The sequence below is a fragment of the Membranihabitans maritimus genome, assembly GCF_021729145.1.
Taxonomy (GTDB): domain Bacteria; phylum Bacteroidota; class Bacteroidia; order Chitinophagales; family Saprospiraceae; genus Membranihabitans; species Membranihabitans maritimus.
The window spans coordinates 169,608-193,424 of sequence record NZ_JAJSLW010000001.1 but is presented as its reverse complement, the minus strand read 5'-3'; the positions used below and the strand labels follow the sequence as shown (position 1 = coordinate 193,424).

Here is a 23,817-nt window from a genome sequence, read left to right as displayed (position 1 = left end):
ATTAAAAATCTAGAACAAGACCAAAAATAACCGATCGGGGGATGGGTAACGTACCAAAGTCCGCGCCACCCCACACGTCACTGCTCCCGGATGCGGATACTTCCGGATCATATCCCTTATATCCTGAAAAGGTAAGCAAGTCCGTACCGCTTACCGACAGACTGAGATCCCCGAAGTTTACCAGGTTTCTGGGTAAATGATACGTAACGCCGACATACTTCAATTTCACCCAGCTACCGTCTTCGACCCACTGAGAAGAGTTCAGACGTTTTTTGCTACTCGTACTATGTATGTTGGGCCATTCCGTATCCTCGTTTCCAGGAGTCCAGTAATTAAATCCGGGGTCTTTTAAAGTAATTGTCCGGGAATCGGGATGTGCCGTAGACATAGCCGCCCGTGTAAGATTGAGAACATCCTGTCCGTGCATGCCCTGCAATAAGAAGTTTAAGTCAAAATTTTTAAACGTAACGGTATTGCTCAATCCCCAGGCGAAATCGGGATTCGCATCACCAATTTTTTGACCGTCATCCGCGAGATTAATAGCTCCGTCTCCGTTTACATCCTCAAATTTCAAATCACCGGGGGCCTCGCCATACTTCGCAGCTTCATCCGCTTCATTTGTTCTCCAAATACCCAGGAATTTGTATCCCCACATGGTACCCAAAGGCAAACCTTCTTGTACCCTGTATGTCTCCACATCCAAAAAGCCATTGGCCGTCGTACCCGTCATAAACGCTGCCTGGTCACCCAAATCAATCACTTCATTGTGAACACGAGAAAAATTGAGGTTCATTCCCCAGTAAACATTGGAAGTTTGTACGGGAACAAGGTCCAGGGTCACTTCAAACCCCTGGTTATTGATTTGCCCTAAATTCTGAGTATAACTGGCGTCGTCTCCATAGCCGTAATATCCGGGCAATTCTTGTTGCGTCAACAAATCTGTCGTGTTTTTAATGAAATAGTCAAAAGACATCGAAATTCTCCCGTTTAACGCAGATAGATCGAGACCGACGTCCTTTTGGGTCGTTTTCTCCCATTTGATATTGGAATTGGCCGGAGTGCCCGGTACGTATCCTAGTACATCGGCGCCTATGCCGAATGGAAAGCTCTCTTCATCCATTCTGGTATACGGAAATCCGGAAGGGTTCCCTGTCAATCCCCACCCCAATCTCAGCTTTAAATTTTCAAAAAAACTGTCCTCCATAAAGGACTCTTCCGATGCCCTCCAACTCACCGCAAAAGAAGGAAATGCTCCGTATTTGTTTTGATCGGGTCGGTCCACCGGTCCGCTTTGTGCATCCACACGATAGGAGGCTGTCAGATAATACCGGGAGTCATAGTTGTAATTCAACCTTCCCAGGTATGCCAAACGACTGGATTCTCCGAATCCGGATGAAACCGACTGAAGATTACTCAAATCAATATTGTAATACGAAGCGAGATCCGGTAAAGGCATATTTCTACCTACTCCGCCAACACTCCAGTTCTCGGAAGCTTCCGTTTCGTACACTCCCGTTAACAAAAGGTTGTGTACATCGAAGCTTTTATTAATATCGATACGATTGACCAACCGCCAGTTAAAGCGATCACTTGAACTCCTCGATGCCTGGGGATCGTTGGGCTCCAGGTATATATTTTCATAATTAGCCCCCTGACTATTGTTTTTGGCAGCATAGCCGGTTACATTGTACGCCAGCCAATCCGTTATTTCATACCTTCCCGTTAAAGTAGTATATATACCACTGCTCATGGACAATTGCTGCTGTTCCAAAGCATACATATACGGGTTATACGATAATGCACCGTAATTGTCGGTAAGATTATATATTCCGTTTTCTTGATCGAGCCAGATGGGTTCGGTTGGAGACCATATCAACGCCTGCATGAGGGGATGAGATTTACTGGTTCCCGTGGATAAGTTCCCGTTCATAGATTGGTTTTTGTTGGCCCTTATATCCAGGCTAAACGACAATCGGTCAATGGGGTCAAAGTTAATCTTGGAACGAAGTTGGTAGTTTCCACCGGAACTATTATTCCGCATCGTACCTCTTTCGTCAACATATCTACCCGATAAATAAATACCTACCTTATCCAGTTTTTGGGAGTATGTAATATTGTAATCATTTTTCAGACCGGTTTGCATTACCTCTGAAGGCCAGTTAGTTCCTCCGTTTTGCCTGAAGTCCGCAATATCTGCTGAAGAGTATATCTGCTCTCCCCGTAAGTCGTTGACGAATTCAGCGTATTCCGCCGCACTCATCATATCGGGATAGTCCGTATTCTGATAACTAAATCCGGAATTGAGTGCAATCCGGACTTGAGGGACCTCTGAAGTCGCTTGCTTTGTAGTGACTAAGATGACTCCGTTCGAAGCTCTTTCTCCATAAATAGCAGTGGCCGAAGCATCCTTCAAAATTTCAATGGATTCAACATCATGTATGGAACCGATATTACCACCTATCACTCCATCTACTACCATCAGCGGTTCATTACTTCCCGAAATAGAATTAGGGCCCCTTATTCTCATTTTTATATTCGATCCTGTTTGTCCTGAAGTCCGGGTTAATGACATACCTGCAGCCCGGCCTTGCAATATATCCCCTATACTTCGTATCGGCTGATTTCTGATATGCTCCATCGGAACTGAAGAAACTGATCCGGTCAAATCACTTCTCTTTTGCGTCCCATACCCCACTACTACTATTTCATCCAATAACTCAGAATCCGATATCATGGTGACTTCAATATTCACGCGTCCGTCTACCGGAATTTCAATCGTCTGATACCCAATATAACTGAATACCAACGTAGCATTCTCATTTACATCCTGTAGAGTAAACATTCCGTTAAAGTCCGTTGCCGTACCTTTATCCGCTCCTTTGACCCTGACATTAACACCTATAAGCGGCTCCCCTTTATTATCTATTACGGTTCCCTTCACGTTTAAGACCAACCCTTTCAACTCACGATACGGATTATCGTAAAACTTACGCAACGGCAATCGGTTGGTCGGCTTAATCAAATAACTGTCTCCTTCACCAACAATTTTTTCTATATGAGCCATCATTTTCCGTAAAGAGATCATCCCTTCTTCATCTTTACGATAGATAATGACAAATTCCTGATCAAACATTTTAAATTGCAGGTCCGTATTCTTCAATGCGAAGGAAATTGCTTCTTCCAGACTCATTGTATGCCGGGAATGATATTCGACCGTTATATTCTCAACCAACTTGCGATCAAACGAAAAATAGACCCCGTAATCCTTACTAATTTTTTGAATGGCTTCCACCAACGGAATTTCCTGTTGCTCCGGAACATCCGTCGGCCCCGAGTAAGCGGATACCACACAAATCAAAAAGAAAAGTGACATCAACCACTTCTTTTGAGTAAATCCTTTTAAATTCATACTTTTAAATAAATTTTTATTATCGAAAATTTGTTTCTTAGGATATGTATGCCAGTACATATCCTATTTTTTGCTTATCAAATATTTTCCGTTTTCTTGTAAATCAATTTTTAAATTCATCGTTAATTCAAAGGCTTCCTTGGCAACACTCCAATCTTTATATGGGACGTAAAAGTTTAATTTCAAGCTTTTAATCGAGGGATCCCTAAATTCAAATTCAACCCCATAAATTTGACTGACTTTTTGTAAAGTTTCTTCAACTGTTTTGTCATTGAAATAGAGTACATTATTTTTCCATGATGCAGCCAGAGCATTATTTTCTTCATGCTTTACAACCTTATTTTCTTCTTTCGAATAACTGATTCGCTGCCCGGGATCCATAATTATTTCTTTGTTAATCTTGCCTTTTAGCCCCAGCTTTACACTTCCTTCACTAAGAAAAACATCAGTCATATTGCTTCTATCCGAAACATTGAAGGAAGTACCCAATACTTCAATATCTAAATCAGAAGTGCTTACAATAAATTTTTGATCCTGGTCCAAATGAATTACTTCAAAATAGGCTTCACCCAAAAGCTGAATTTTTCGAACTTTATTTTTCTCCCAATTCTTGTCCCATATTATCGATGAATTTGCATTGAGTTCTACCTGGGATCCATCAGGGAGAAGTATAGTTTGTCTTTCCCCATATTCGGTTGAGAATTCTATACTTGTGGAAAACATGTCGTTCAAGAATATACCAACTGCAATCACTATAGTTACAGTCGCTGCTATACCATATTTCCAGTTTGATTTAATGACCATATTTACTGGATGGGTTTTTCGCTTTAATTTCTTTCTCAATCTGGACTTTTGTTCACTTAATCCTACTTCTTCAATACTCCTTAAAGAATCCCAAACCTCCTCTAATTCAGCGTCAAGGTTCTTCTTGTTTTCCTCTTTCTCTACAAGAATGAATAATTCATTTAACTCATGATCCGTTATCGAATTTTCTTTGAGCTTTTTGTACAGTGTAACTATCTTTTTTTGCGTGTCCAATTTCTCCATTTTGTGATTTCAACTAACCCTCAACTTTTGATCTTTATTAGTATGAGTAAAGAAAATATCCATAGGACTAGTGCAAGATGATTTTTTTTGTAATTATATAGCAGTTAGCGGCCGGTGCTAATTTTTGATATGGTAAATTGAAAGAAATGTACTATTTTTGACCGATATGATTGTGATTGATGAAATTATAGAAAAGTATTATTCTCGTGTATATGCATTTGCACTTACACATGTCAAATCCGAAACTATTGCAGAGGATTTGACTCAGGATATCTTTTTACAATTGGTGAAAAAAGAAAGTCATTTGCAGAATATTGAAGATTTGGAGGCATATATATTTACCGCTACTCGATATGCTACCTATCATTATTTCAAAAAAATACGCAGGAATGAAGTTTTAAAAGAAGAAATGCTTAATTCGATGAAAAATCAACTAGCACAAGATGAAGATCATCTTTTGGTTAGTGATCTGGAAAAAAAATTTCATGACATTATTTATACTCTACCTGAAAGACAGCGTGAAATATTTCAATTAAGCAGAGAAAAGGGATTAACACACAATGAAATAGCCAAAAAGCTTCAAATTTCGCCCAGCACAGTAAAAAACCATATGGTAAAAGCTCTCAAAACACTTCGCCATCAATACACACTTATTAGTAGTTGCATCGTAGTTTTTGTTATATACTCAATCTATTATTTTACGGTATAATATATTCTGAAACAGTTACCAAATAAATAAAATCCCAGTTAGCGGCAATTGCTGCTCCTGGCCTATTTAATCTTTCCTTAAGAAGTCATAAAAACAGGCATAAAAAATAGTTGATCAGTTTTGTTGAAGATTTTGAAAATGACGCGTAGATTTTTATCTAGGAGTTTTTCCATCAATTTCTTTAGATTCCATCCGGTAGCGGTCAACAGGGCGTTTATATTGGGTGCTTGTTTGCCCATCAGGTAGTTCTCTTGCATGCGGAAGTTCTTTTTCAGGTGTCCGATGACGGGTTCTATGGCAGCCCTTCGTCTGAACTTCTTCCTTTTCTTCCTTTTTTGGTATTGGGAATCCTTTTTAAGTGGTGGCGAGGGGACCGAGACAAGTGTATCCCCGAGCTTTCCCCCTTTAACCTTTCCGCCACGGTCGTAGACCACTTCCGTGGGACAATATCCATGCAATCTCCGGTACTGATCCAGTAATGGGGCTATGGTCTTCCCGTCGTTCGGGTTACCCGTAAAGGCCTCCACGGCCGTAATCACAATGTGCTTTCCCATGGTGGCAGTAATACCCACTTTGTTGCCGAACTCATAGGGTTTACCCGCCTTGCCCTTGGCGATACAGGCAGTGTGCCGCTTATGTAAGGAATATACCTTGTTCTTGTCACCACGCTTTTGAGCCAGTACCTTTTTGTAGAAGGCCAGGTCCTCCTTGTACGCTGTCCGTTTCTCTGCAGAAAGCTTCCGATCCAGCTCTCGTATCAGCCTACCGGCAATGGTGCGCAACTTCTTTTGCGCCTTGCGGGCCTTCTTCGCCCGTTTGGGATGCTTGCCGTTGTAAGTGTCCCGTACTAATTGTTTCGTCGTTCTTCTGTAGCTCTGCCTTTGGCGAACACCTTCCTTTTCGGCGATCTGGTTGCACTTATCGATAACCTTCTTGGCAAGTTTGGCATCCGTGGGGAAAGTAACGTTGTTGCCCTGTACTGTTGTATCAGACATCACCGTCTTAGCCTTGGCACCCTTCCCGTGCAAGGACACCGAATGGGCAAAGATCCGTTCTACGCCCTCCTGTCCGATGCGCTTTCTGAAATGTACAAAGTCGCTCGGATCGCAGGGATACCGATGACAAAAGTGAGCCTCCCCCGTAAAATACTGCATGTAAGGATTCATTTTCCATGCCTTGGCCAGCGTCTCGTCTCCCAGGTCGTAGAGCCTCTTGAGCAGCAGACAGCCCACCGAAAATCGTATCGGCATGCCCGGTTGGCCTGTGTTCGAATACAGCTTGGAAAACTCCGATTCCAAATACCCCCAATCAATCTTTTCTGCCAAGAGCACTAGCTCATGTTCTGGATCAATGAAATCCGTGAGCAAGGGACGAAAAAAATCTCTTTGGTTCTGTGGTGCACTTTTTCCCAACATATTTTGCAAGGTTTTGGCCTAAATTTACCAATTTTCCTGCAATTTTATTACTCCCAAATCATGCCTTTTTACTTATTTATATCATGATAATCAATGGGCTATATCATTGCTAAGGAGCGACTATTTAATCTTTATAAATACCGAATGGTTGTGTTCCAACAATAGTATTCTCTTTGCCATACAGTTCAGCTCTGACATAGGTGCCTAAATCATCTATTTCATTAAGGTCGACTTGTAACCCCTTTCCAATAACTTTTCCATTGGAAATCCATCGAATAGAATCTTGGCCCGTAGCTACCAAATCAATGGTCCCTTTTTTATTATTTACAGCTATTGATTCAATTGCTGGAGGATTGGGACCATCATGTCCATCAGGTGCATAAACAAAATAAAAATGACCATTCTTCAAGCTTTCTTTTATGGCCTGTTGGCTAAGTTCAGGTAAAATAAGCATATTCCAATTACGCCCCAGATGATCCAGGGTGTGCATATCATCATTAGAAAATCCCCAAACCTTTATAGTTGGCATGGACAACATCAATAAGGAGTCCCATTTCATACGTCCATTGGGATACCGATCCCCCCGGTTATATACTTCCTCTCCAATTAAATGAGGATTTTCTTCAAACATTTGCAAATACCAATGGGCCGGATAATCATAACGTCCGGGATGATTCAATATAACAATTCCATCAAGATCGCCAACTGTTTCCAGGGATTCGTCAATGTCAGTAGATCCTTCATATCGGGTAAAATAACTTCCTAAATGGTGATGCCTGGACAGCTCACACCCTTGAATATCAATTATTTTTAAATCCTCTGGATTTCTATCTTCATAATTAAAATTATCGGGCATTGTTTCAGCCTCGTTTACCATTCGCTCATGCGCCTGGTCACTGGCGGACATTTTGGAAAAGTTGTTCCAGGGAAATGTGACCCTATCGTGGTCCGTTATTGCCAGTATATCATAATCCAATTCATGGTACAAGTCAACTACCGTCTGGGGATTCAACCTTCCATCGCTCCTTGTAGTATGAGTATGGAAATTACCTTTGTATTGGTTGTTTTTATCCCAATCCACACCTTCGTAGGGGTTATCTATATTCCAACCTGTCGTGCAGCTGACTATTAACACAAACGCACAGGGTATGAGACCTGCTAATCGGGACATTTTATTAAATACTATTTTATTTAAGATTAATTGATTCATCTTTTGATTTTGTTGTAAGGCTTCTAATTTTCTGCTAAAATGGCAATTTTAAGATTTATCTATTAATTAAAAACGGTATAACTTTTATTCTCCAGGGAAATTCAAATCCTTTCTTATGGTCTAAAATAATAATTATCCATAAAAAGTATTGTTTCAATCATTTCCTACATTCTACTCTTGTCACTACCGGTAGATGATCCGAGTATTTTACGTCCCCTATATGCTCCGCTACTATCTTCAGGTCACTATTTTTCCGGACCATTACAAAGTCAATTCTTCGATCGGGATCTACAGAAGGAAATGTAAAATCATTATAGGAATGCGGAAATACATTAAAATTTTTGCGTAATTCTTTCATCTCTTCAGATTCGGGTAGTGCATTCAAATCTCCCATTAAAACGAGGTTGTTATTTTTGTTCTTCAGGTAATTCCAAAGAACACTAATTTGATAAAGCCGTGATTCTTTGCTCTGGTAGTCCAAATGAGCAATTGCCAGGGTGATTTCCTTTCCATCTACTATTATGGTTGCTACCAACATCGAAACAGATTTGCCGGATGAAAGCGGAAATACCGGAAGGGAAACATTTTCAACGGTAGAGACCTGATGTTTGGTTAGCAAGGCTTGTCCGTACGAACCGCCCTGATACTCGAAATGGCGGGTAAAATAATGCTCCAGTCCGGTTAATTTGCCTAACTGCTCAGGCTGGTCAATGTTGTTGGACCGTTCACATATACTATCTACCTCTTGCAAACCAACAATATCTATTCGAGACTCCATAATATATTCGCCAATATCATTCAGTGTATTTTCACCATCTACATCCGTACCGTGATGGATATTGTAAGTCATGATTTTCAATTCCTGGGAATGGCAATTATGAATCAAAAGCAGTTGCAACAAAATCGTTAAAATATAAGCCAGTGTTTTCAAGGATTGATTTTTCGAGTATAGAAAATAATTTGAAGTCATTAACCGAATTTTATTTTACAACAGTTTTTCCAATGATTGTAAACCAAACTAGTGACTGCCTGTCTCGTTTTTGTGGGGCTTCATGAGTTAGACAATTTAAGTGTACATGAGAACTTCCTTCATGTTACAAATGCACCCAATTACTGTTGATGATAATTTACAAAATTTTATGGTTTTGGTCCTTGTTTATTCATCAAACATTCCCATTGCTACTCTGTATGTATTGGCATGAGCTTCGATGATGTGAGTTAACTTTTTAGAATAACCTCCACCCATACTGACTACAACAGGGATGCTTTTCTTAATCGCAAATTCAAATACCATCTCATCCCTTCTTCTAGCTCCATCTAACGTCATGGCCAGTTTTCCAAGTTTGTCTGAGTACAAAACATCTACTCCGGACAAGTAAAATATAATGTTGGGATTTACTATTGTATGTAGTTGTAATAAAGCGGTTTGTAAAACCTGTAAATATTCGTAATCACCGGTTTGATTATTCAATGGAATATCCCAGTCAGATTTTTCTTTCTTATGAGGGTAATTATTTTTTCCATGCATGGAAAAGGTATATACCCTGTTGTCATTTTTGAATATATCGGCCGAGCCATTTCCCTGGTGTACATCCAGGTCTATTATCAAAATTTGCATTTCCGGATCATCACGGAGTAATAAATTCGAAGCTATGGCAATATCATTGAATATACAGAAACCTTCCCCATGCCCGGCATAAGCGTGATGGGTACCTCCGGCTATATTCAAGGAAATACCGTATTCCCGGGCGAATAAGGCACATTGATAGGTACCCATTGAGATATATCTTCCCCGATGAATTAATTCCGGCCGCATGGGGAAGCCAATCCGCCTTATTTCTTTGGAGGAAAGGTTCTGATGAAGAAGTTTGCCCAAATATTCAGGGGTATGTGTAAGCAATATTTCTTCTTCCGATAAGCGATCGGGGTGGAAAAATTGCTCCCTGGTAATGGTCCCTTCGTATAATAATTGCTCCGGAACCAGCTCATATTTTTCCATTGGGAACCGGTGGCCTTCAGGCAAAGTGTACTTATAAACCGGGGAATAAGCAATTTTGATCATAAAAATTCATTTTATTGAATATTCAAAATAAATTAAGATGTGCCTGAAATATCCAGATTCTACGGTATTGTCATTATGATGTTTTACAATGAGCATAATCCTCCACACTTTTATGCGAACTATGGAGAATATAAAATTGTTGTAAATTTGGATGACGAACTTATTAAAGGTTTTATGATTAAAAGGGCTCTCAATCTTAATTTTGAATGGATGGATACGCACAAAGAGGAATTAAGAATGAATTGGGAAAAATGTAAAAAAAAGGGTGAAACCAGACAAAATTGAGCCACTAAAGTAAATAAATTATGGATCTGATATGGGTAGTCGAAGCAAAGTATATCAAGGATTTTAAAATTCAATGATTGGAAATTAGGTATAGCAGACTTACAGGACAAGTTAAACGGTCCGATCTTTGAACCTTTGAAAAAAGAAGATTTCTTCAAAAAATTTACACTAAACAGTTGGACTATCGAATGGCCCAACGGAGCAGATGTTGCTCCTGAATTCCTTTATCAAGAAGCGATGAAAAAGGAATTGGAATTAAAACATTTGTAGCTTCGTGTTTGGCTCAATAGAATTTGTCACCATTTTTCTCCAAAACGCATTACCCTATTAATTCCTCTACTTGCAATTTTAATACTGGTATATGGTTGTTTATAATTCCCCAGATATTTTCGTCGGACACAGAGTCATAACCATGAATAATTAGATTTCGAAGCCCTACTATTCTTTTAGCATTATCGACAGGAAATTTAGCATCCTCCTTTAAAATGCGATTCATAGCTTCACCTATGATTTCCAAATCTCTTTCTATCGCCCTTTTTAAAAGTATATTTTCAGAATAGTGTTCAAATGATTTCTCTCGATCCGGGAAGTAAGATTCAATTTCCTCAATTGCACGCTTTATATCATATAGACACTTCAGAATTTCTTCGCTCATAGATAAGTACTTTTGCCCTATCAACACTCTCTCTAAAAATAGGATTTTTAATAGCTTGATTTTCAACCAGGTCAACCCTGCGTTCAAACAATTTTTCTAACTTTTCTTTGAGATCCATATAGTTATCAAAATATTCATAAACATTGAAAGGATCAAATTGGACTAACAAATCGATATCACTACTTTTAGTAAATCGGTCTGTTAACGCTGAACCGAACAAATACAATTCTTTTACCTTATGCTCATTGCAAAGATTTTGAATTTCATTATTGTATTTTTTTATCCATTTCATTATTGTAAATATAACTCAATTGAGTTGGAATTTGTTCGCTGAAACCTATTAAAATACTTGTATGCAGGAAAAAGAACCTTGAAGTATACCCTTCGGGGTTTCCACTGGTTTATAAATATAAAATGAATTTGTACTAATGAGTCGACTATGAAAATGAAATGAATTGAAACCTTCAAGTTTTAAAAAGGTATCTATCAATGATCTAAGCATTTCTTTGTCCTTTTTATCTTTCTTGGACTATCACTACTTATTCTTTTATTCACCTCAACACCAAAACACTTTGCGTAAGCGTGACCTCTTTATCGTCTTTGCATTTAATTTGTGCCACGCAGATAATGACATTAGGAAGTGCCGTATCTGCCTGCGGCCAGTTGAGGCTATCATTAGTCCCGTGGCTCATATTTTCATTAACGTATAACTCATTCCCGTACCGGTCATATACACTGAACCTCATCACAGATGCCATCTGGTCGAAAGGGTCGAAAATCTGAATTTGGTTATTTACCGAATTATTCAAAGTAATGACATTCGGCATTTCAAAAAACATTTCATCTTGTTGTAAACTAATGGTAGTATCTGCGTAACAACCGTCAAAAGGTGCCACAAAAAATGTATAATTGCCTGTCTGGATGACATCTTCAGATTGGTATTCAAAGCAATAGGTGCATAATTCTGAACTATCTTGTTGCCATCCGAAAGAATTCAAACTACTTTCGTCTAGGGTAATTGAAGCGTGTAACAAATCCGGCGAACGGTAAGTAAGTTCTTCAATCCACGACGCTTCCGTGTCATTTACTAATACAGTGTCTACACAACCTTCAATGGTTTCAATTATGATCTCATGTTCACGATTGGCAAGGAGTTGAGTTGTGAAATCCGATGAAGTGCTTCCACCAATAGTCCAATTTACGAGGTTCTCACTATTCCGTACTTCTACCTCGAATAATCCATCCACCGGACATTCATTTGATTGGACAAAGGCAGGTTGCGAATAATTATTTCTTCTAATTATTGCGGTATCCGGCACCAGGCATTCACCATAACTTATCTCAAAAGGATATTCTCCCGATGGAAGATTTGATCGTTCCCATAAACTATTTTCATCTGTATCTTCCCAGGTAATAGAACCTCCATTCCGCACTTCTTCCGGCACGGTCAGTGCAATGCTTCCATTGGCCATACCACAATTGGTAGCCAAAGTGTCTATTTCAAGCGTAAAACACCTGGGCGTGAGGAGAATAGTTTGTACTGCTATACATCCCCTGGCATCCGTAACCGTGACCCTTGCTGTATCTATGGTTTGTTCAAATGAAATTCTCCGCTCTGTAACCGAACCTTGTGAAAAGGTTACGTATTGGTGATCCAATTCCACTTCAAATTGGTATGGTCCTGTACCATTCACTGCACTTACAATTAAGGTCACTGAATCATTACCGTTTTCTTCAGTACTTACATCGATCTCGATTCCGCGAACAGGGCCGCCCACTTCGTATACCATTGTATCCCTGCAACCGGTACCGTCTTCAATATATGCTTCGTAGATTCCTGTTCTCAACTGTTGCAAAGAGGGACCCGTAGTCCCACTGCTCCATGAAACTGATACCGGATCAATGCTATTGGCTATAGTCAAATCTATTCTTCCTGAGGTATCGCGGTAACATAAATTACTATCCACGGCAGCTACTACGGTATAATCACAATTGGTCTCGATACAGGGACTGAAATATCCCAGTAAGATCGTACTGTCACATCCCATATTACTGGTAGATGATACATCGATAAAAAGGGAGTCATTAAAACGGGTATTTTCAAAAGTATAGAATTCTCCAACTCTGAGTTGAATGGCATTCCCGTCCGGTAAAATGACATTGGCCATGGTATCTGTAGTGTTCCCCCAGTCCAACAGGGAAAAAGTGATTTCCTGAACAGAGTCGCACTCTGGCGAAACGGCCAAATTGAATAAACACGAATTATTGCAGTTCCCGGAATAGGCATCTACAGTAATAATTGCTGTGTCTCTTCCCAAATGATTGGTTTGGGAAATATAGTAATAGTTGGTCTCTCCTTCCTGGCTAAAAGTCATTTGACTGGCATCTTGCTCCGTTATCTCTGAAAAATTATCAGTATAAAACCTTCCTGAGTCTACGTTGGGTCCAAGGTTACTCCTCAAGTTAAGTGCCGCGCTATCTTCAATACAATACGGGATTGTAAAATCTTCTCCGGCATTGGAACGAGGACAAGCAACTCCTCTATACTCTTTGGTTACTTCACATCCGTTATCTGCTTTTAGTTCCACAATATAATTACCAGCAGGGGGATTTCTATATTGCAATTCAGTATGTACTGGAGAGGAAGTATCACCATTAAAAAACCATTCTACAGATTCTAAAGTTATTGTATCTGGAGGAATCAAAGTAATATTTACATTACTGCAATCATTAGAATCTAAGTCATATCTCTCATTTAATCTAAAATCACAAGGATCTTCTTCTAGGTGTAATGGAATTGGCTTTTTGCAATCAGGATTATTAACATCTACCAACCAAAGTTCTACCGCATCTAACGGAATAAAAATTTCATTGGTCCACTGGTTGTATTTATGCGCATTATCCGGAAAATCTTCAAACTCAGGATCTTGACGATCAACAAGTGCAAAGAAAGAATTGGTAGCACCAGCATTAGGGTTTTCAACAAATATTTGTACTTTCTTATAGCGTATACCGTCTTCAATAACTTCTCCAACTTCTCTCAGTGGCTCGTATAAAATATCTTCACAATCCTGAGCATTCAGAAGAAAAGGGGATCCTCCGAAGAGAAAAATCAAAAGAAATAGCAATCGTTTCGGATATGTGGTAGAGCTTATATTCATGTAAAATGGAAGCTTCAAAATTTTAACAAAAGTAACCAGTAAGTTCGAAAACTTCCCATTAGAGACGGGTTTTTAACCTATATTATTTTATAGATATGTAGAATATTTAGCTGCAAGCCTCAACCTGCGAGCTAATAGTTTCGAGTTTGTAGTTAAGAACTACAGTAAACCATTAATTAATCAATCCTTTTCACCCTACCGGTTGTCCGCCCGAAACAGTTCTCTGCCCTGGTTTTTTCTACAAGATTCTGACTATAATATTCAATTAAACGATTTAAAATCAGTTCATTTCTTAATTTTACTTTATTTTTGCACTCCTTTAGAGAAACTAGCAAAAGATCTGAAAAATATATGCAATTGACAGAGCAAGAAAAAATCAGAAGACAGGCCCTGGAAGATATTCGCAGCCTGGGAATTGACCCTTATCCGGCAGCGGCATTTGAGGTGAATACTACCGCCAAAAATATTCTTGAAAATTTTTCCGAGGAGAATAAGGATGACTTCAAAGAGGTATCACTTACAGGCCGATTGATGACAAAACGGGTAATGGGTAAAGCCTCTTTTGCCGTACTAAAAGATGCTACCGGGAAGATCCAACTCTATGTCAACCGCGATGAAATTGCACCAGGGGAGGATAAAACGCTTTATAATAAAGTCTTTAAAAAGCTTCTGGATATTGGTGATATAATAGGGGTAAAAGGTTATGTATTCAAAACGAAAGTTGGCGAGACCAGTATTCACGTCAACGAACTGAAAGTATTGGCGAAGTCATTGCGACCACTCCCCATCGTAAAAATCACCAAGGACGAAGAAACAGGAGAAGAAAAAAGACACGATGCCTTTGTCAATCCCGAAATGAGATACCGTCAGCGCTATGTTGACCTTATCGTCAATGACGGGGTGAAATCCATATTCGAAACCCGATCCCGGGTTATTTCGGCTATGCGTCGGTATTTTGACGACCAGGGTTGGTTGGAAGTCGAAACACCAATACTTCAGGCATTACACGGTGGTGCGGCGGCGAAACCCTTCAAGACTCACCACAACACACTGGACATGCCGTATTTCCTGAGGATAGCCAATGAACTGCACCTGAAAAGGCTAATCGTAGGGGGCTTCGAAGGAGTATATGAAATCGGAAAAATGTTCCGAAACGAAGGAATGGACCGGACCCATAATCCCGAATATACCTCCATGGAAATCTATGTCGCTAATAAGGACTACTACTGGATGATGGAAATGGTGGAAAACCTTCTGGAATATATTTCTACTCATGTAAAAGGTACTACCAAGGTAAAAGTCAAAGATCAAGAAATTGATTTCAAAGGCCCTTATCCTCGCCTGAGTATATATGAATCCATCGAAAAATACGGCAATATTGACGTTTCTGAAATGGATGAAGAAGCATTGAGAGCCGAATGCAAAAAATTGCACATAGAAGTTGACAAGAGCATGGGAAGAGGCAAATTAATCGATGAGATTTTTGGTGAAGTAGCAGAACCCAACCTTATTCAACCTACCTACATAATTGATTACCCTATCGAGATGACACCTTTGGCCAAAAAACACAGAAGTAAAGAAGGCCTGGTAGAAAGGTTTGAGCTATTTGTAAACGGAAAAGAAATCGGCAATGCTTATACCGAGCTCAATGACCCAATAGACCAAAGGGAGCGATTTGAAGAACAAATCAAACTGGCTCAACGCGGTGACGAAGAAGCAGTAGGACAGCAGGACGAGGATTTTCTCCGTTCACTGGAATACGGAATGCCGCCCACTTCGGGATTAGGTATTGGTATTGACCGACTAGTAATGTTGCTGACCGGTCAAACATCGATTCAGGAAGTCATATTTTTTCCCCAAATGAGAAAAGAAAAATAATATATGCAAATCAAAGACTTATTGTCAGTAAGTGGTTTACCAGGACTTTTCAGGTTAATCACTACCAAAAACAATGGAATTATTGTTGAATCCATGGAAGACGGACAGAAAAAGTTTTTATCCGCCCGAAGCTATCAATTTTCACCCCTTGAGTCCATTGCCATTTATACTCATGACGATGCGATTCCATTGGCTGATGTATTTGCCAAAATGAAAGACAATCCACCGGAAGATGGGATGACCAAATCTGACCAAAGAGAATACTTCGAAGAGATTTTACCTGAATACGACCAGGATAAAGTATATGCCAGCGATATAAAGAAAATCATTAAATGGTACCTGTTTCTCGAAAGTGAAGGTATGCTTGAAATAGTGGAAGAGGAAGAAGAACCTGATACAGAAGAAGCCGAACCTGTATCTGAAGAGGAGGAATAATACTTTACTGGTAAGTTTTAGATATTCTATTCGTTCAAAATCCGTACGGTTTAGTGTGGAAAGTTCCAGTTAATGAGATATAGCTGTTGCTCCAATTAAAATATCTTTCAAACCAATGATTTTGTTTTGGCTTTTAAGAGTATACTCAAAAAGTTAAAGCAATAAATTAACGTGAGCTCAATGAATAATTGATTCTGTCATTTTTTTTTGCAAAAAATGCAATGCCCAAGGCATCACTTTGTGGAAATCAATGCCAGAATCGACGTTTCATCTTGATTTCCACCCTGGGTTGGCACCCAGGGTTAATTATATTTTGCTTCCCGCCGAATTCATGTCGGGACAGGCACTTCAGAGCTCTTTTGTCTCTGTCGAACTCAAGTTAAATTAAATATTAGTGTGCGTAATTATTTTATCCATAAGCCTTTAGGCTCAAAACTTTGCGAGCCTTCTCGTTGCTTGGCGAATCTTTGTGTAATTTTTTAGCTCTTTCGCAAAGGCCCGCTGAGATTCAACATGGATGCGGAATCCGCAGAGCTGCGCTGAGAATTTGTTAAATTTAGGTAAGCTCTAAGTCTTTTCATTATAACCGATGCTATTTCTACATCTGTTTCTTTAAGGGGTAACACCTTTACATTCAGAGACACTTCGTTCCAAAATGACTGTTGATTTGATTGACTCCTAATTGTATTCCAAATTTCACCATTACGGATATTGAAAATTTGAACTGGTGGGTAGGCTCCACAAACTTGGACTTTGATTTATTTTTTTATGATAATATTCGATCATAATAGAAGGGGCTAAGCAAATAGTTTCTGTGTCTATTTGTCCATTTCTTAGCTAAAGGCTTAAAATATAAGAACTTTGAATTTCTCACTAAAAGAGTAAATTTGACAACTTAAAAATAGTATCAATATTGATAGAAATTTAATCAACAACTTGCTGTTTTGAAATACGCCAATACTTGTTTTATAAGAATTACCGTACTTGTACTATTTTGTATTATAAGTTTGGAGATTTACTCCCAAACCGACACATTTGACCTGAATACTCCAATCGCCCGGGACTTCATGAAAGAAGTCACCCCTGCGAACTTCAAGAAACACCTCATTGCTCTTTCTTCCCACCCCCACCGGGCCGGAACGGAAGCCAACCTTAAAGTAGCCGAATACATAAGTGCTGCTATGGAAATGGCCGGATTTACATCAAAAATGTACCCGTACGACATTTACATGCCCAAAGGGCCGGGGACAGCTCGTATATCCATAATCACCCCCGAACGCATACCATTAAACAACCGGGAAAATATTATAGAAGAAGATATTTATTCATCCCATCCCGACCTTGATTTCGGATGGAATGCCTATTCAGGTGAGGGGAAAGTGACGGGAGAAATAGTGTATGCTAATTACGGCCGTAAAGAGGATTTTGAAAAACTAAAAGAGCTAGGTGTCTCACTGGAAGGGAAAATCGCAATAGCCCGGTACGGGGGAAATTTCAGAGGTTACAAAGCCAAATTTGCTGAAGAATACGGTGCAGTTGGATTAATTATGTATACGGATCCGGAAGATGCTGGCTACATGAAAGGACTAACCTACCCTGAAGGCCCTTACTCCAATGGAAGTACCATTCAACGCGGTTCGGTACTGACATTGGATTATACAGGAGATCCATTAACTCCACTGGATCCGGCATTGCCGTTAGACCATCCCGATTCTCCGGAACGACTGAACCCGGATGATATAGCTTTCCATACCATTCCGGTTGCTCCGTTGGGTTATGGTTCTGCCAGAGAGATATTGGAAAGAATGACCGGATCTTCGGTACCCACTGCCTGGCAGGGAGGGCTTCCGTTTACTTACAGAATAGAAGGAGGTGAAAAACTATCTGTACAGTTGGAAGTCGAACAAGCTAAAGAGTTTTTACGGGTTCAAAATGTGATCGGGACGATGGAAGGAACTGAGTTTCCCGATGAATGGATTATCCTCGGATGTCATTATGATGCATGGTCTTTCGGCACAACTGATCCCAACAGTGGGACGGCAATGCTCCTGGCAATGGCCGATGCCTTAGGGAAATTGAAAAAACAGGGTTGGAGACCCAAGCGTAGCATATTGATAGGCCATTGGGATGCTGAAGAATACGGGATCCTTGGATCCGCTGAATGGGTAGAACAAATGAAAGATGAACTCAGTGCCAATACGCTGGCCTATATCAATGCGGATGCTGCTTGTGCCGGAATACGGTTTAGTGCAGCATCCTCTCCTTCCTTAAAGCGACTCATTTACCAGGCTTCCAGTGCAACACAATACCAGGATACAGACCTAACTGTGAGGGAACATTGGACCCAAAACCAAAAGAAAGAAAAAGGCGAAATCCCTGATATCGGGAACCTGGGAGGAGGATCCGACCATATCGGGTTTTATTCACACCTGGGCATCCCTTCTATGGGCGCATCCATGTGGAATCCCACGCTGTACCATTCCAACTATGACAACCTGGCCTGGTTTGACAAATTCGGGGATACTACCTATCAAAATGGAGCTACACTTGGTAAAGTTCTTGGCAATATTACCCTTCTATTGTCAGAAAATGATGTTGTTCCGTACGACCTATCACAATACGGTACTGATTTGGAAAAACATATCGAGTCTATCAAAAAGCTGTCAATTAAAAATAATTGGGAGAAGCAATTGTTGAATCCATTGCTGGAAAAGGCTGAGGAAATTGAAAAGGCGGGAGCCTTTATAGATTCTCTGGCCCACACTATTGACCGGAAAAACATTTCAAAAATCAATTCCCAACTTATCGATATAGAACGGACTTTTCTTTCGGAAAAGGGTATGCCGTTCGGTAGTTGGTACCGCTCTATATACGCTTGTTCTGATCCGTTTAGTGGGTATGCCGCCTGGATGTTGCCGGAGTTAAGGTATTATATTGAGACAGATGACCTGGCCGATTTCAAGAAAGCAATTGACCGGCATATGGAGATATTTGAACGACTCGAAAATCGTTTATCGGAGATACATGCGTTCATTGTAAACTAAAAAAATGGATGGGAAACAGTAGAAGATTGTTTCCCATCATCACTCAAAACTATCATCATTTGGTCATAGTCAAAAAAAGTAATGCTAATCATAAGTAGCCTTATTCATAGATTGTTTTTATTATCCTGTTTTACTTTGGGCAGAAATTTATATTCAATCCAGAGCACCACCAGCGTCGAAATTGCAGAAATAATTATCAACTTTAGGAAAAGGTAATCCGGCAATGAATCCACTCGACCCAATAGATTAAAAAAGCCCCCGACAAAAAAGGTTCCTCCAAAATATAGGATCACTTTTGAAATAAATAATACATTGTTCATTTCAATGAGTTTTATATTCAAGATAGATTTACGGCATCCAATAACTTCCTAAGTTGATATTTTGAACCCGTCAGAACAACAACTCCTTCTTCAAACTTTCCCTGGATATCTCCAAACAATAAATTGGACCGTCTCGAAGGTCGGTTGCCTGAGATGCGAATGATTATTTTACATAGGAATAGATGGGAAACAGGAAGAAATTGTTCCCCATCATTATTCCAAATCACAATTATCGGCTCATAGTGAAAAAGATAGAGCTCGACACTAATGCGCTTCCTCTTCATTCCGATAATCTCTCACCAACTGTTTGATGGTAAAAAAAAGAAAGATCCCTGCTCCAAATATTAAAGAGGCAACTAATGATAATGCAAAGTTGTCTTCATCAGACCGGGGACCTAAATTATTCTGAATCAGAAAGAACAAAATAAAATTAACAGCTCCAAGCCCGATGGAAACGATTAAAATTTTTAAATAAATCAATTTCAAAATAATTTTATCAGAATTGGAGGTCCTCTTTCATAAGCTATTATTATTCTGCTTTACTTTGGGAAGAAATTTATATTCAATCCAAAGCACCACCAGCGTCGAAATTGCAGAAATGATTATCAACTTTAGGAAAAGGTAATCCGGCAATGAATCCACTCGACCCAATAGATTAAAAAAGCCCCCGACAAAAAAGGTTCCTCCAAAATATAGGATCACTTTTGAAAGAAATAATACATTGTTCATTTCAATGAGTTTTATATTCAAGATAGATTTACGGCATCCAAAAACTTCCTAAGTTGATACTTTGAGCCTGTCAAGACGACAAATCCTTCTTCAAATTTCCCCTGGATATCTCCAAACAATAAGTTGGACCGAATCAAAAAGTCTCCGTTTGTTCTTTGTATAAAGCGATCTTTAAACTTTGAGTGTTCCACTTCCTCAATAAACCTATGTTTCTCAATATTCAGTCGATGTAAATATCGCTTATCCCAAAGAAAAACACCTAAAGAAATGACCCCTGAAGCCAAAACTGACGTATAAAAAGCTTTGAAAAGAGCATCGTAAAAATGATTGTCTATTAGTTGAAGAAACAAATATACAACGAAAAGAACAACCCATAAACCGGGGAAATTTCTAAAAAATTGCTTTTGATTGTATCCGATTTTTTGCATCGCTCGTTTTTAATGATCAACAAAAGCAATTGCTTACTGGTCTTTCCAGTCGTTTTTGAAAAAATGAAACCATGAAGAAACTCCTTCTGCATGTCATACCATAATTATGCAGTCAAAATCATCGGCTAAATTTAGTACTTTATTACTTTTGGGCTACATACACAAAATAGTATAAAAGCAAACATACACCGATTAGACTTAACACACCTACTATCAATAATTTGTTGTTTTCACTACGCTTACTTGACATTAGGACTAAAATAGCTCCAATCACAAGTATCCAAAATCCTATATCATCTAAATAAGGAATAGCAATCCATTTAAGCTTTGTAATCAATATGGCAATCAGGCCAATATAAATGAGAGCTTTCCCAGAAATTTCAACCTTTTTTGATTTCATTACATTAGCAATCATGATTTACTATTTTTTCCGAAAGTTCATAAACTTCTATTGCCGCAACTACACCACCAGTTGAAATAACTGCATTAATAGCACCAGCCACCATGCCTGCAGCATCATTTATAATAAGTTTTCCAAGTGCTTTTGAATTTCCCCATTTAGTAAACCAATTCCTTCTTAGCTTTCGCCAAGTAAAACCCCTATTTCCAATTTCGTTTATATCTTAAATAACTCCAAATTTGTCCTATTATTAGCCAGAAAACAAGTGAGAAAAGTATAAATAGCCAATATTTTATGCTAAAATACTCCACATTTGGCCTTATTCTAAACAAAATATTAGTAATCTCGAAAAACAAAAACATTAAAAGTCCCCACTTTATTCCTTTGGTTATTCTTGGTTTCATTTTCATTAAAATTTATTCACATCCAAAACCTATGCATTCAACTATACTTAGTAAAGTACCTGCATTAGCTCCAATAAGTGCTCCTGCTAGGCCTCCAAAAATTGATCCGCCGATTGCTCCTTTTATATCTCCTCCTATAACAGAACGCGCCCAAGGATGAGTTTCTTTTTCCTCTTCTTCAGGAGGCAATGCTCGAATATTTTCTTGTGCTAATTTTGGATAATTTTCTTTCCAAAATTCATAGGAACTAATCGAAACAGCCTTTATACTTAATAAGTTTTCATTTAAGTAATGATCAGAATATTGAGTAATTATCGAAGAAAGCGTAGACTCAAATTCATCGAAATCTAACCATAGATCAACTATATGCATAATATCCTCATAAAACAAGCTATCTATTTTCCTTTTAAATTCTATATTATGTATTGACCAACCTGACAAAGTTTCTTTATTCAGATCAAAAAGTTCTAAATACATTATTCTTGTCTTCTCTGGAGAAAATTTTGCTTGAATTGATTGTTTTTTTATTAGTAGTTCATCATAAACTATTTCAGGTCCATTTTTAGGAACTTGAAGGTTCCATTCATTCAATTTATTATATACATTTACAGAAAGATTCGAATGAATTTCACCTACTGCTTTTGGAGTAAGTTTATTGGATAACTCTTTATAATCCACTTCCAAAGTCTGTTGTCTATGGTTTTCTTTTTCACAAGCACTTACCAATAGAGAAATTACAATAATTGAAAAGATTGAAATTAAAACATTACGTTTCATTTTTTTGTTATTTTTATATTGTTATACTAATTAATTTTAGCCTCATTCCGACTTTTGCCTAAATCCGTCGGAATGAGGTTTTTTGCTTTTTTACGTAAGGGTTTTGGATCGTAAAATGACTGTAAAAGTGAATATTCGGTCCTGATTGAGAGAGCGCAAACCACTTCGAAAGCGCTTCCACCCTGAATGGGTAAGTAGTTTTGTAAATAGTACCTACCAGAAAGCGTAAGCCCATAGGCTGGATAGATGTGCCATAGTAAATTGAATTTTATTATTTCGTCAAAAAGTACTATCGGCGAGGGATTAGAAGACATTATACAACCCGGACAATTATATTGGGTTGTCGAGTTGTTGTTTTGCTCCAACTGCTTCAAAAAAACAGACAGAGCTTAAAAAATAATATTTAAAACGTATTAAGTCAAATATAGAAATATTTTATTTTAAAAACAAAAAACATTCAGGTTTATTATGCGAATAAAATATAACTATTCGAAATTTATGAAATTTAAATCAGCTTGTATGTTTTAGTCCCTTGGACTTCCACTAAATTTCTCATTTTTCCTCAATCTTCAAAATATACTGTACTTTTGCAAAAAAGCAGAAATGATTTATTACATCGACTGGAACGTTGATCCACAGTGGGGATTTTTAAGATGGTATAGTGTACTTTTTGCCGCTGGCTTTTTTATTGGGTACATCCTGATGAAAAAAATATTTAAAAGGGAAAACGCCAATCTGGATTGGTTAGATTCTTTGCTTACTTATATGGTAATTGCTACCATTCTGGGTGCGCGACTGGGACATTGTCTGTTTTACGATTGGGCTTATTTTTCCCAACATCCACTTGAGATTATCCTTCCTGTGCGCTTCGAGCCGGAATTCCAGTTTATTGGATACCGCGGATTGGCATCGCACGGAGGCGCCATAGGTATACTTTTTGCTCTTTGGTTGTTTTCCAGGAAAGTAAGCAAAACGCCATATTTATGGATTCTGGACCGGATCGTTATTCCTGTGACGCTGGCCGGAGCTTTTATCCGGACCGGGAACCTGATGAACCATGAAATTATTGGCAAACCTGCAGAGGTCCCCTGGGCCTTCAAGTTTGCGTTGGTAGATGATATTCCCCGACATCCTGTTCAATTATATGAAGCCATCGGGTGTGTGATAATTTTTGCGTTTCTTTACTTTCTTTACTGGAAAACCGAAGCTCGTAAAAAACTCGGTTATATTTTCGGTTGGTTTATGGTATTGTTATGGGGAGCACGTTTTGGACTCGAATATTTTAAGAAAAGCCAGGGTGGGATTGAGACATTTTTTAACCTGGGGCTATCTACTGGACAACTATTGAGTATCCCTTTTGTGTTGATTGGAGTTTATTTTTTGTTTAATACCAAATCTTATGAGCCGGATTTCAGTTGGGTAAAAGCCAGAAAAAAAGGGAAAAAATAA

Annotated in this window: 21 protein-coding genes; 7 read left to right on the top strand and 14 right to left on the bottom strand. The window is 38.8% G+C overall.

Going from position 1 to position 23,817, the window contains the following annotated elements; genetic code table 11:
• Position 1: 1 nt before the first annotated feature.
• Together LVD47_RS00690 and LVD47_RS00685 are read right to left on the bottom strand one after the other, a co-directional pair.
• Positions 2-3,409, bottom strand: a complete 3,408-nt coding sequence (locus LVD47_RS00690; protein WP_236973587.1) for a SusC/RagA family TonB-linked outer membrane protein — start codon at positions 3,407-3,409, stop codon at positions 2-4.
• Positions 3,410-3,472: 63 nt separating this feature from the next.
• Positions 3,473-4,456, bottom strand: coding sequence for a FecR family protein (locus tag LVD47_RS00685; protein ID WP_236973586.1), 984 nt, complete (start codon positions 4,454-4,456; stop codon positions 3,473-3,475).
• A gap of 166 nt (positions 4,457-4,622) precedes the next feature.
• On the opposite strand from LVD47_RS00685, the gene LVD47_RS00680 reads away from it, so the two are divergent.
• The gene (locus LVD47_RS00680; RefSeq protein ID WP_236973842.1) at positions 4,623-5,165 is read left to right on the top strand and encodes an RNA polymerase sigma factor; all 543 of its coding nucleotides are present in this window, start codon (positions 4,623-4,625) and stop codon (positions 5,163-5,165) included.
• Positions 5,166-5,242: 77 nt separating this feature from the next.
• On the opposite strand, the gene LVD47_RS00675 is transcribed toward LVD47_RS00680, so the two are convergent.
• From LVD47_RS00675 to LVD47_RS00660, 4 genes are all read right to left on the bottom strand, one after another.
• Positions 5,243-6,580: an IS5 family transposase gene (locus tag LVD47_RS00675; RefSeq protein WP_236973585.1), complete on the bottom strand. Its 1,338-nt coding sequence runs from the start codon at positions 6,578-6,580 to the stop codon at positions 5,243-5,245.
• A gap of 124 nt (positions 6,581-6,704) precedes the next feature.
• On the bottom strand, positions 6,705-7,790 hold the full coding sequence (locus LVD47_RS00670; protein ID WP_236973584.1) for a CehA/McbA family metallohydrolase domain-containing protein: 1,086 nt from the start codon (positions 7,788-7,790) through the stop codon (positions 6,705-6,707).
• Positions 7,791-7,947: 157 nt separating this feature from the next.
• Entirely contained in the window at positions 7,948-8,760 is an 813-nt protein-coding gene (locus tag LVD47_RS00665) for an endonuclease/exonuclease/phosphatase family protein (protein WP_236973583.1), read from the bottom strand.
• 186 nt (positions 8,761-8,946) lie between these two features.
• Positions 8,947-9,852, bottom strand: coding sequence for a histone deacetylase family protein (locus tag LVD47_RS00660; RefSeq protein WP_236973582.1), 906 nt, complete (start codon positions 9,850-9,852; stop codon positions 8,947-8,949).
• Positions 9,853-9,891: 39 nt separating this feature from the next.
• On the opposite strand from LVD47_RS00660, the gene LVD47_RS00655 reads away from it, so the two are divergent.
• Both LVD47_RS00655 and LVD47_RS24285 read left to right on the top strand, forming a co-directional pair.
• Positions 9,892-10,137 carry a DUF4160 domain-containing protein gene (locus LVD47_RS00655; RefSeq protein WP_236973581.1) on the top strand — a complete coding sequence of 82 codons (246 nt, stop codon included), beginning with the start codon at positions 9,892-9,894 and terminating at the stop codon, positions 10,135-10,137.
• 135 nt (positions 10,138-10,272) lie between these two features.
• Entirely contained in the window at positions 10,273-10,407 is a 135-nt protein-coding gene (locus LVD47_RS24285; protein WP_439651978.1) for a hypothetical protein, read from the top strand.
• Between the two features lie 49 nt (positions 10,408-10,456).
• Here the strand turns inward: LVD47_RS24285 and LVD47_RS00645 are convergent, their stop codons facing one another.
• The 3 genes from LVD47_RS00645 to LVD47_RS00635 all read right to left on the bottom strand — a co-directional run bounded on the left by LVD47_RS00645 (position 10,457) and on the right by LVD47_RS00635 (position 13,953).
• Positions 10,457-10,792 (bottom strand): HepT-like ribonuclease domain-containing protein, encoded by a 336-nt coding sequence (locus LVD47_RS00645; protein ID WP_236973580.1) that lies wholly within the window; start codon positions 10,790-10,792, stop codon positions 10,457-10,459.
• Positions 10,761-11,084, bottom strand: a complete 324-nt coding sequence (locus LVD47_RS00640; RefSeq protein WP_236973579.1) for a nucleotidyltransferase family protein — start codon at positions 11,082-11,084, stop codon at positions 10,761-10,763. Before LVD47_RS00640 ends, LVD47_RS00645 begins: the two co-directional genes overlap by 32 nt.
• 259 nt (positions 11,085-11,343) lie before the next feature.
• The gene (locus tag LVD47_RS00635; RefSeq protein ID WP_236973578.1) at positions 11,344-13,953 is read right to left on the bottom strand and encodes a hypothetical protein; all 2,610 of its coding nucleotides are present in this window, start codon (positions 13,951-13,953) and stop codon (positions 11,344-11,346) included.
• Positions 13,954-14,304: 351 nt separating this feature from the next.
• Here LVD47_RS00635 and lysS point away from each other — a divergent pair, with 351 nt between their 5' ends.
• The 3 genes from lysS (at position 14,305) to LVD47_RS00620 (ending at position 19,310) form a co-directional block, all read left to right on the top strand.
• Positions 14,305-15,831: a lysine--tRNA ligase gene (gene lysS, locus LVD47_RS00630; protein WP_236973577.1), complete on the top strand. Its 1,527-nt coding sequence runs from the start codon at positions 14,305-14,307 to the stop codon at positions 15,829-15,831.
• Positions 15,832-15,834: 3 nt separating this feature from the next.
• The gene (locus LVD47_RS00625; protein ID WP_236973576.1) at positions 15,835-16,266 is read left to right on the top strand and encodes a DUF5606 family protein; all 432 of its coding nucleotides are present in this window, start codon (positions 15,835-15,837) and stop codon (positions 16,264-16,266) included.
• Between the two features lie 944 nt (positions 16,267-17,210).
• Positions 17,211-19,310: a M28 family peptidase gene (locus LVD47_RS00620; protein WP_236973575.1), complete on the top strand. Its 2,100-nt coding sequence runs from the start codon at positions 17,211-17,213 to the stop codon at positions 19,308-19,310.
• Between the two features lie 337 nt (positions 19,311-19,647).
• Here LVD47_RS00620 and LVD47_RS00615 read toward each other — a convergent pair whose 3' ends face one another.
• From LVD47_RS00615 to LVD47_RS00595, 5 genes are all read right to left on the bottom strand, one after another.
• Positions 19,648-19,914, bottom strand: coding sequence for a hypothetical protein (locus LVD47_RS00615; protein ID WP_236973574.1), 267 nt, complete (start codon positions 19,912-19,914; stop codon positions 19,648-19,650).
• Positions 19,895-20,110 carry a hypothetical protein gene (locus tag LVD47_RS00610; RefSeq protein WP_236973573.1) on the bottom strand — a complete coding sequence of 72 codons (216 nt, stop codon included), beginning with the start codon at positions 20,108-20,110 and terminating at the stop codon, positions 19,895-19,897. Before LVD47_RS00610 ends, LVD47_RS00615 begins: the two co-directional genes overlap by 20 nt.
• A 266-nt stretch (positions 20,111-20,376) precedes the next feature.
• A complete protein-coding gene (locus LVD47_RS00605; RefSeq protein ID WP_236973572.1) occupies positions 20,377-20,787 on the bottom strand; it encodes a hypothetical protein in 411 nt (136 codons plus the stop codon).
• 142 nt (positions 20,788-20,929) lie between these two features.
• The gene (locus tag LVD47_RS00600) at positions 20,930-21,202 is read right to left on the bottom strand and encodes a hypothetical protein (protein ID WP_236973571.1); all 273 of its coding nucleotides are present in this window, start codon (positions 21,200-21,202) and stop codon (positions 20,930-20,932) included.
• Positions 21,203-21,603: 401 nt separating this feature from the next.
• Entirely contained in the window at positions 21,604-22,368 is a 765-nt protein-coding gene (locus LVD47_RS00595) for a glycine zipper 2TM domain-containing protein (protein WP_236973570.1), read from the bottom strand.
• A 603-nt stretch (positions 22,369-22,971) separates the two neighbouring features.
• Between LVD47_RS00595 and LVD47_RS00590 the strand changes: the two genes are divergently transcribed.
• Positions 22,972-23,817, top strand: coding sequence for a prolipoprotein diacylglyceryl transferase (locus LVD47_RS00590; protein WP_236973569.1), 846 nt, complete (start codon positions 22,972-22,974; stop codon positions 23,815-23,817).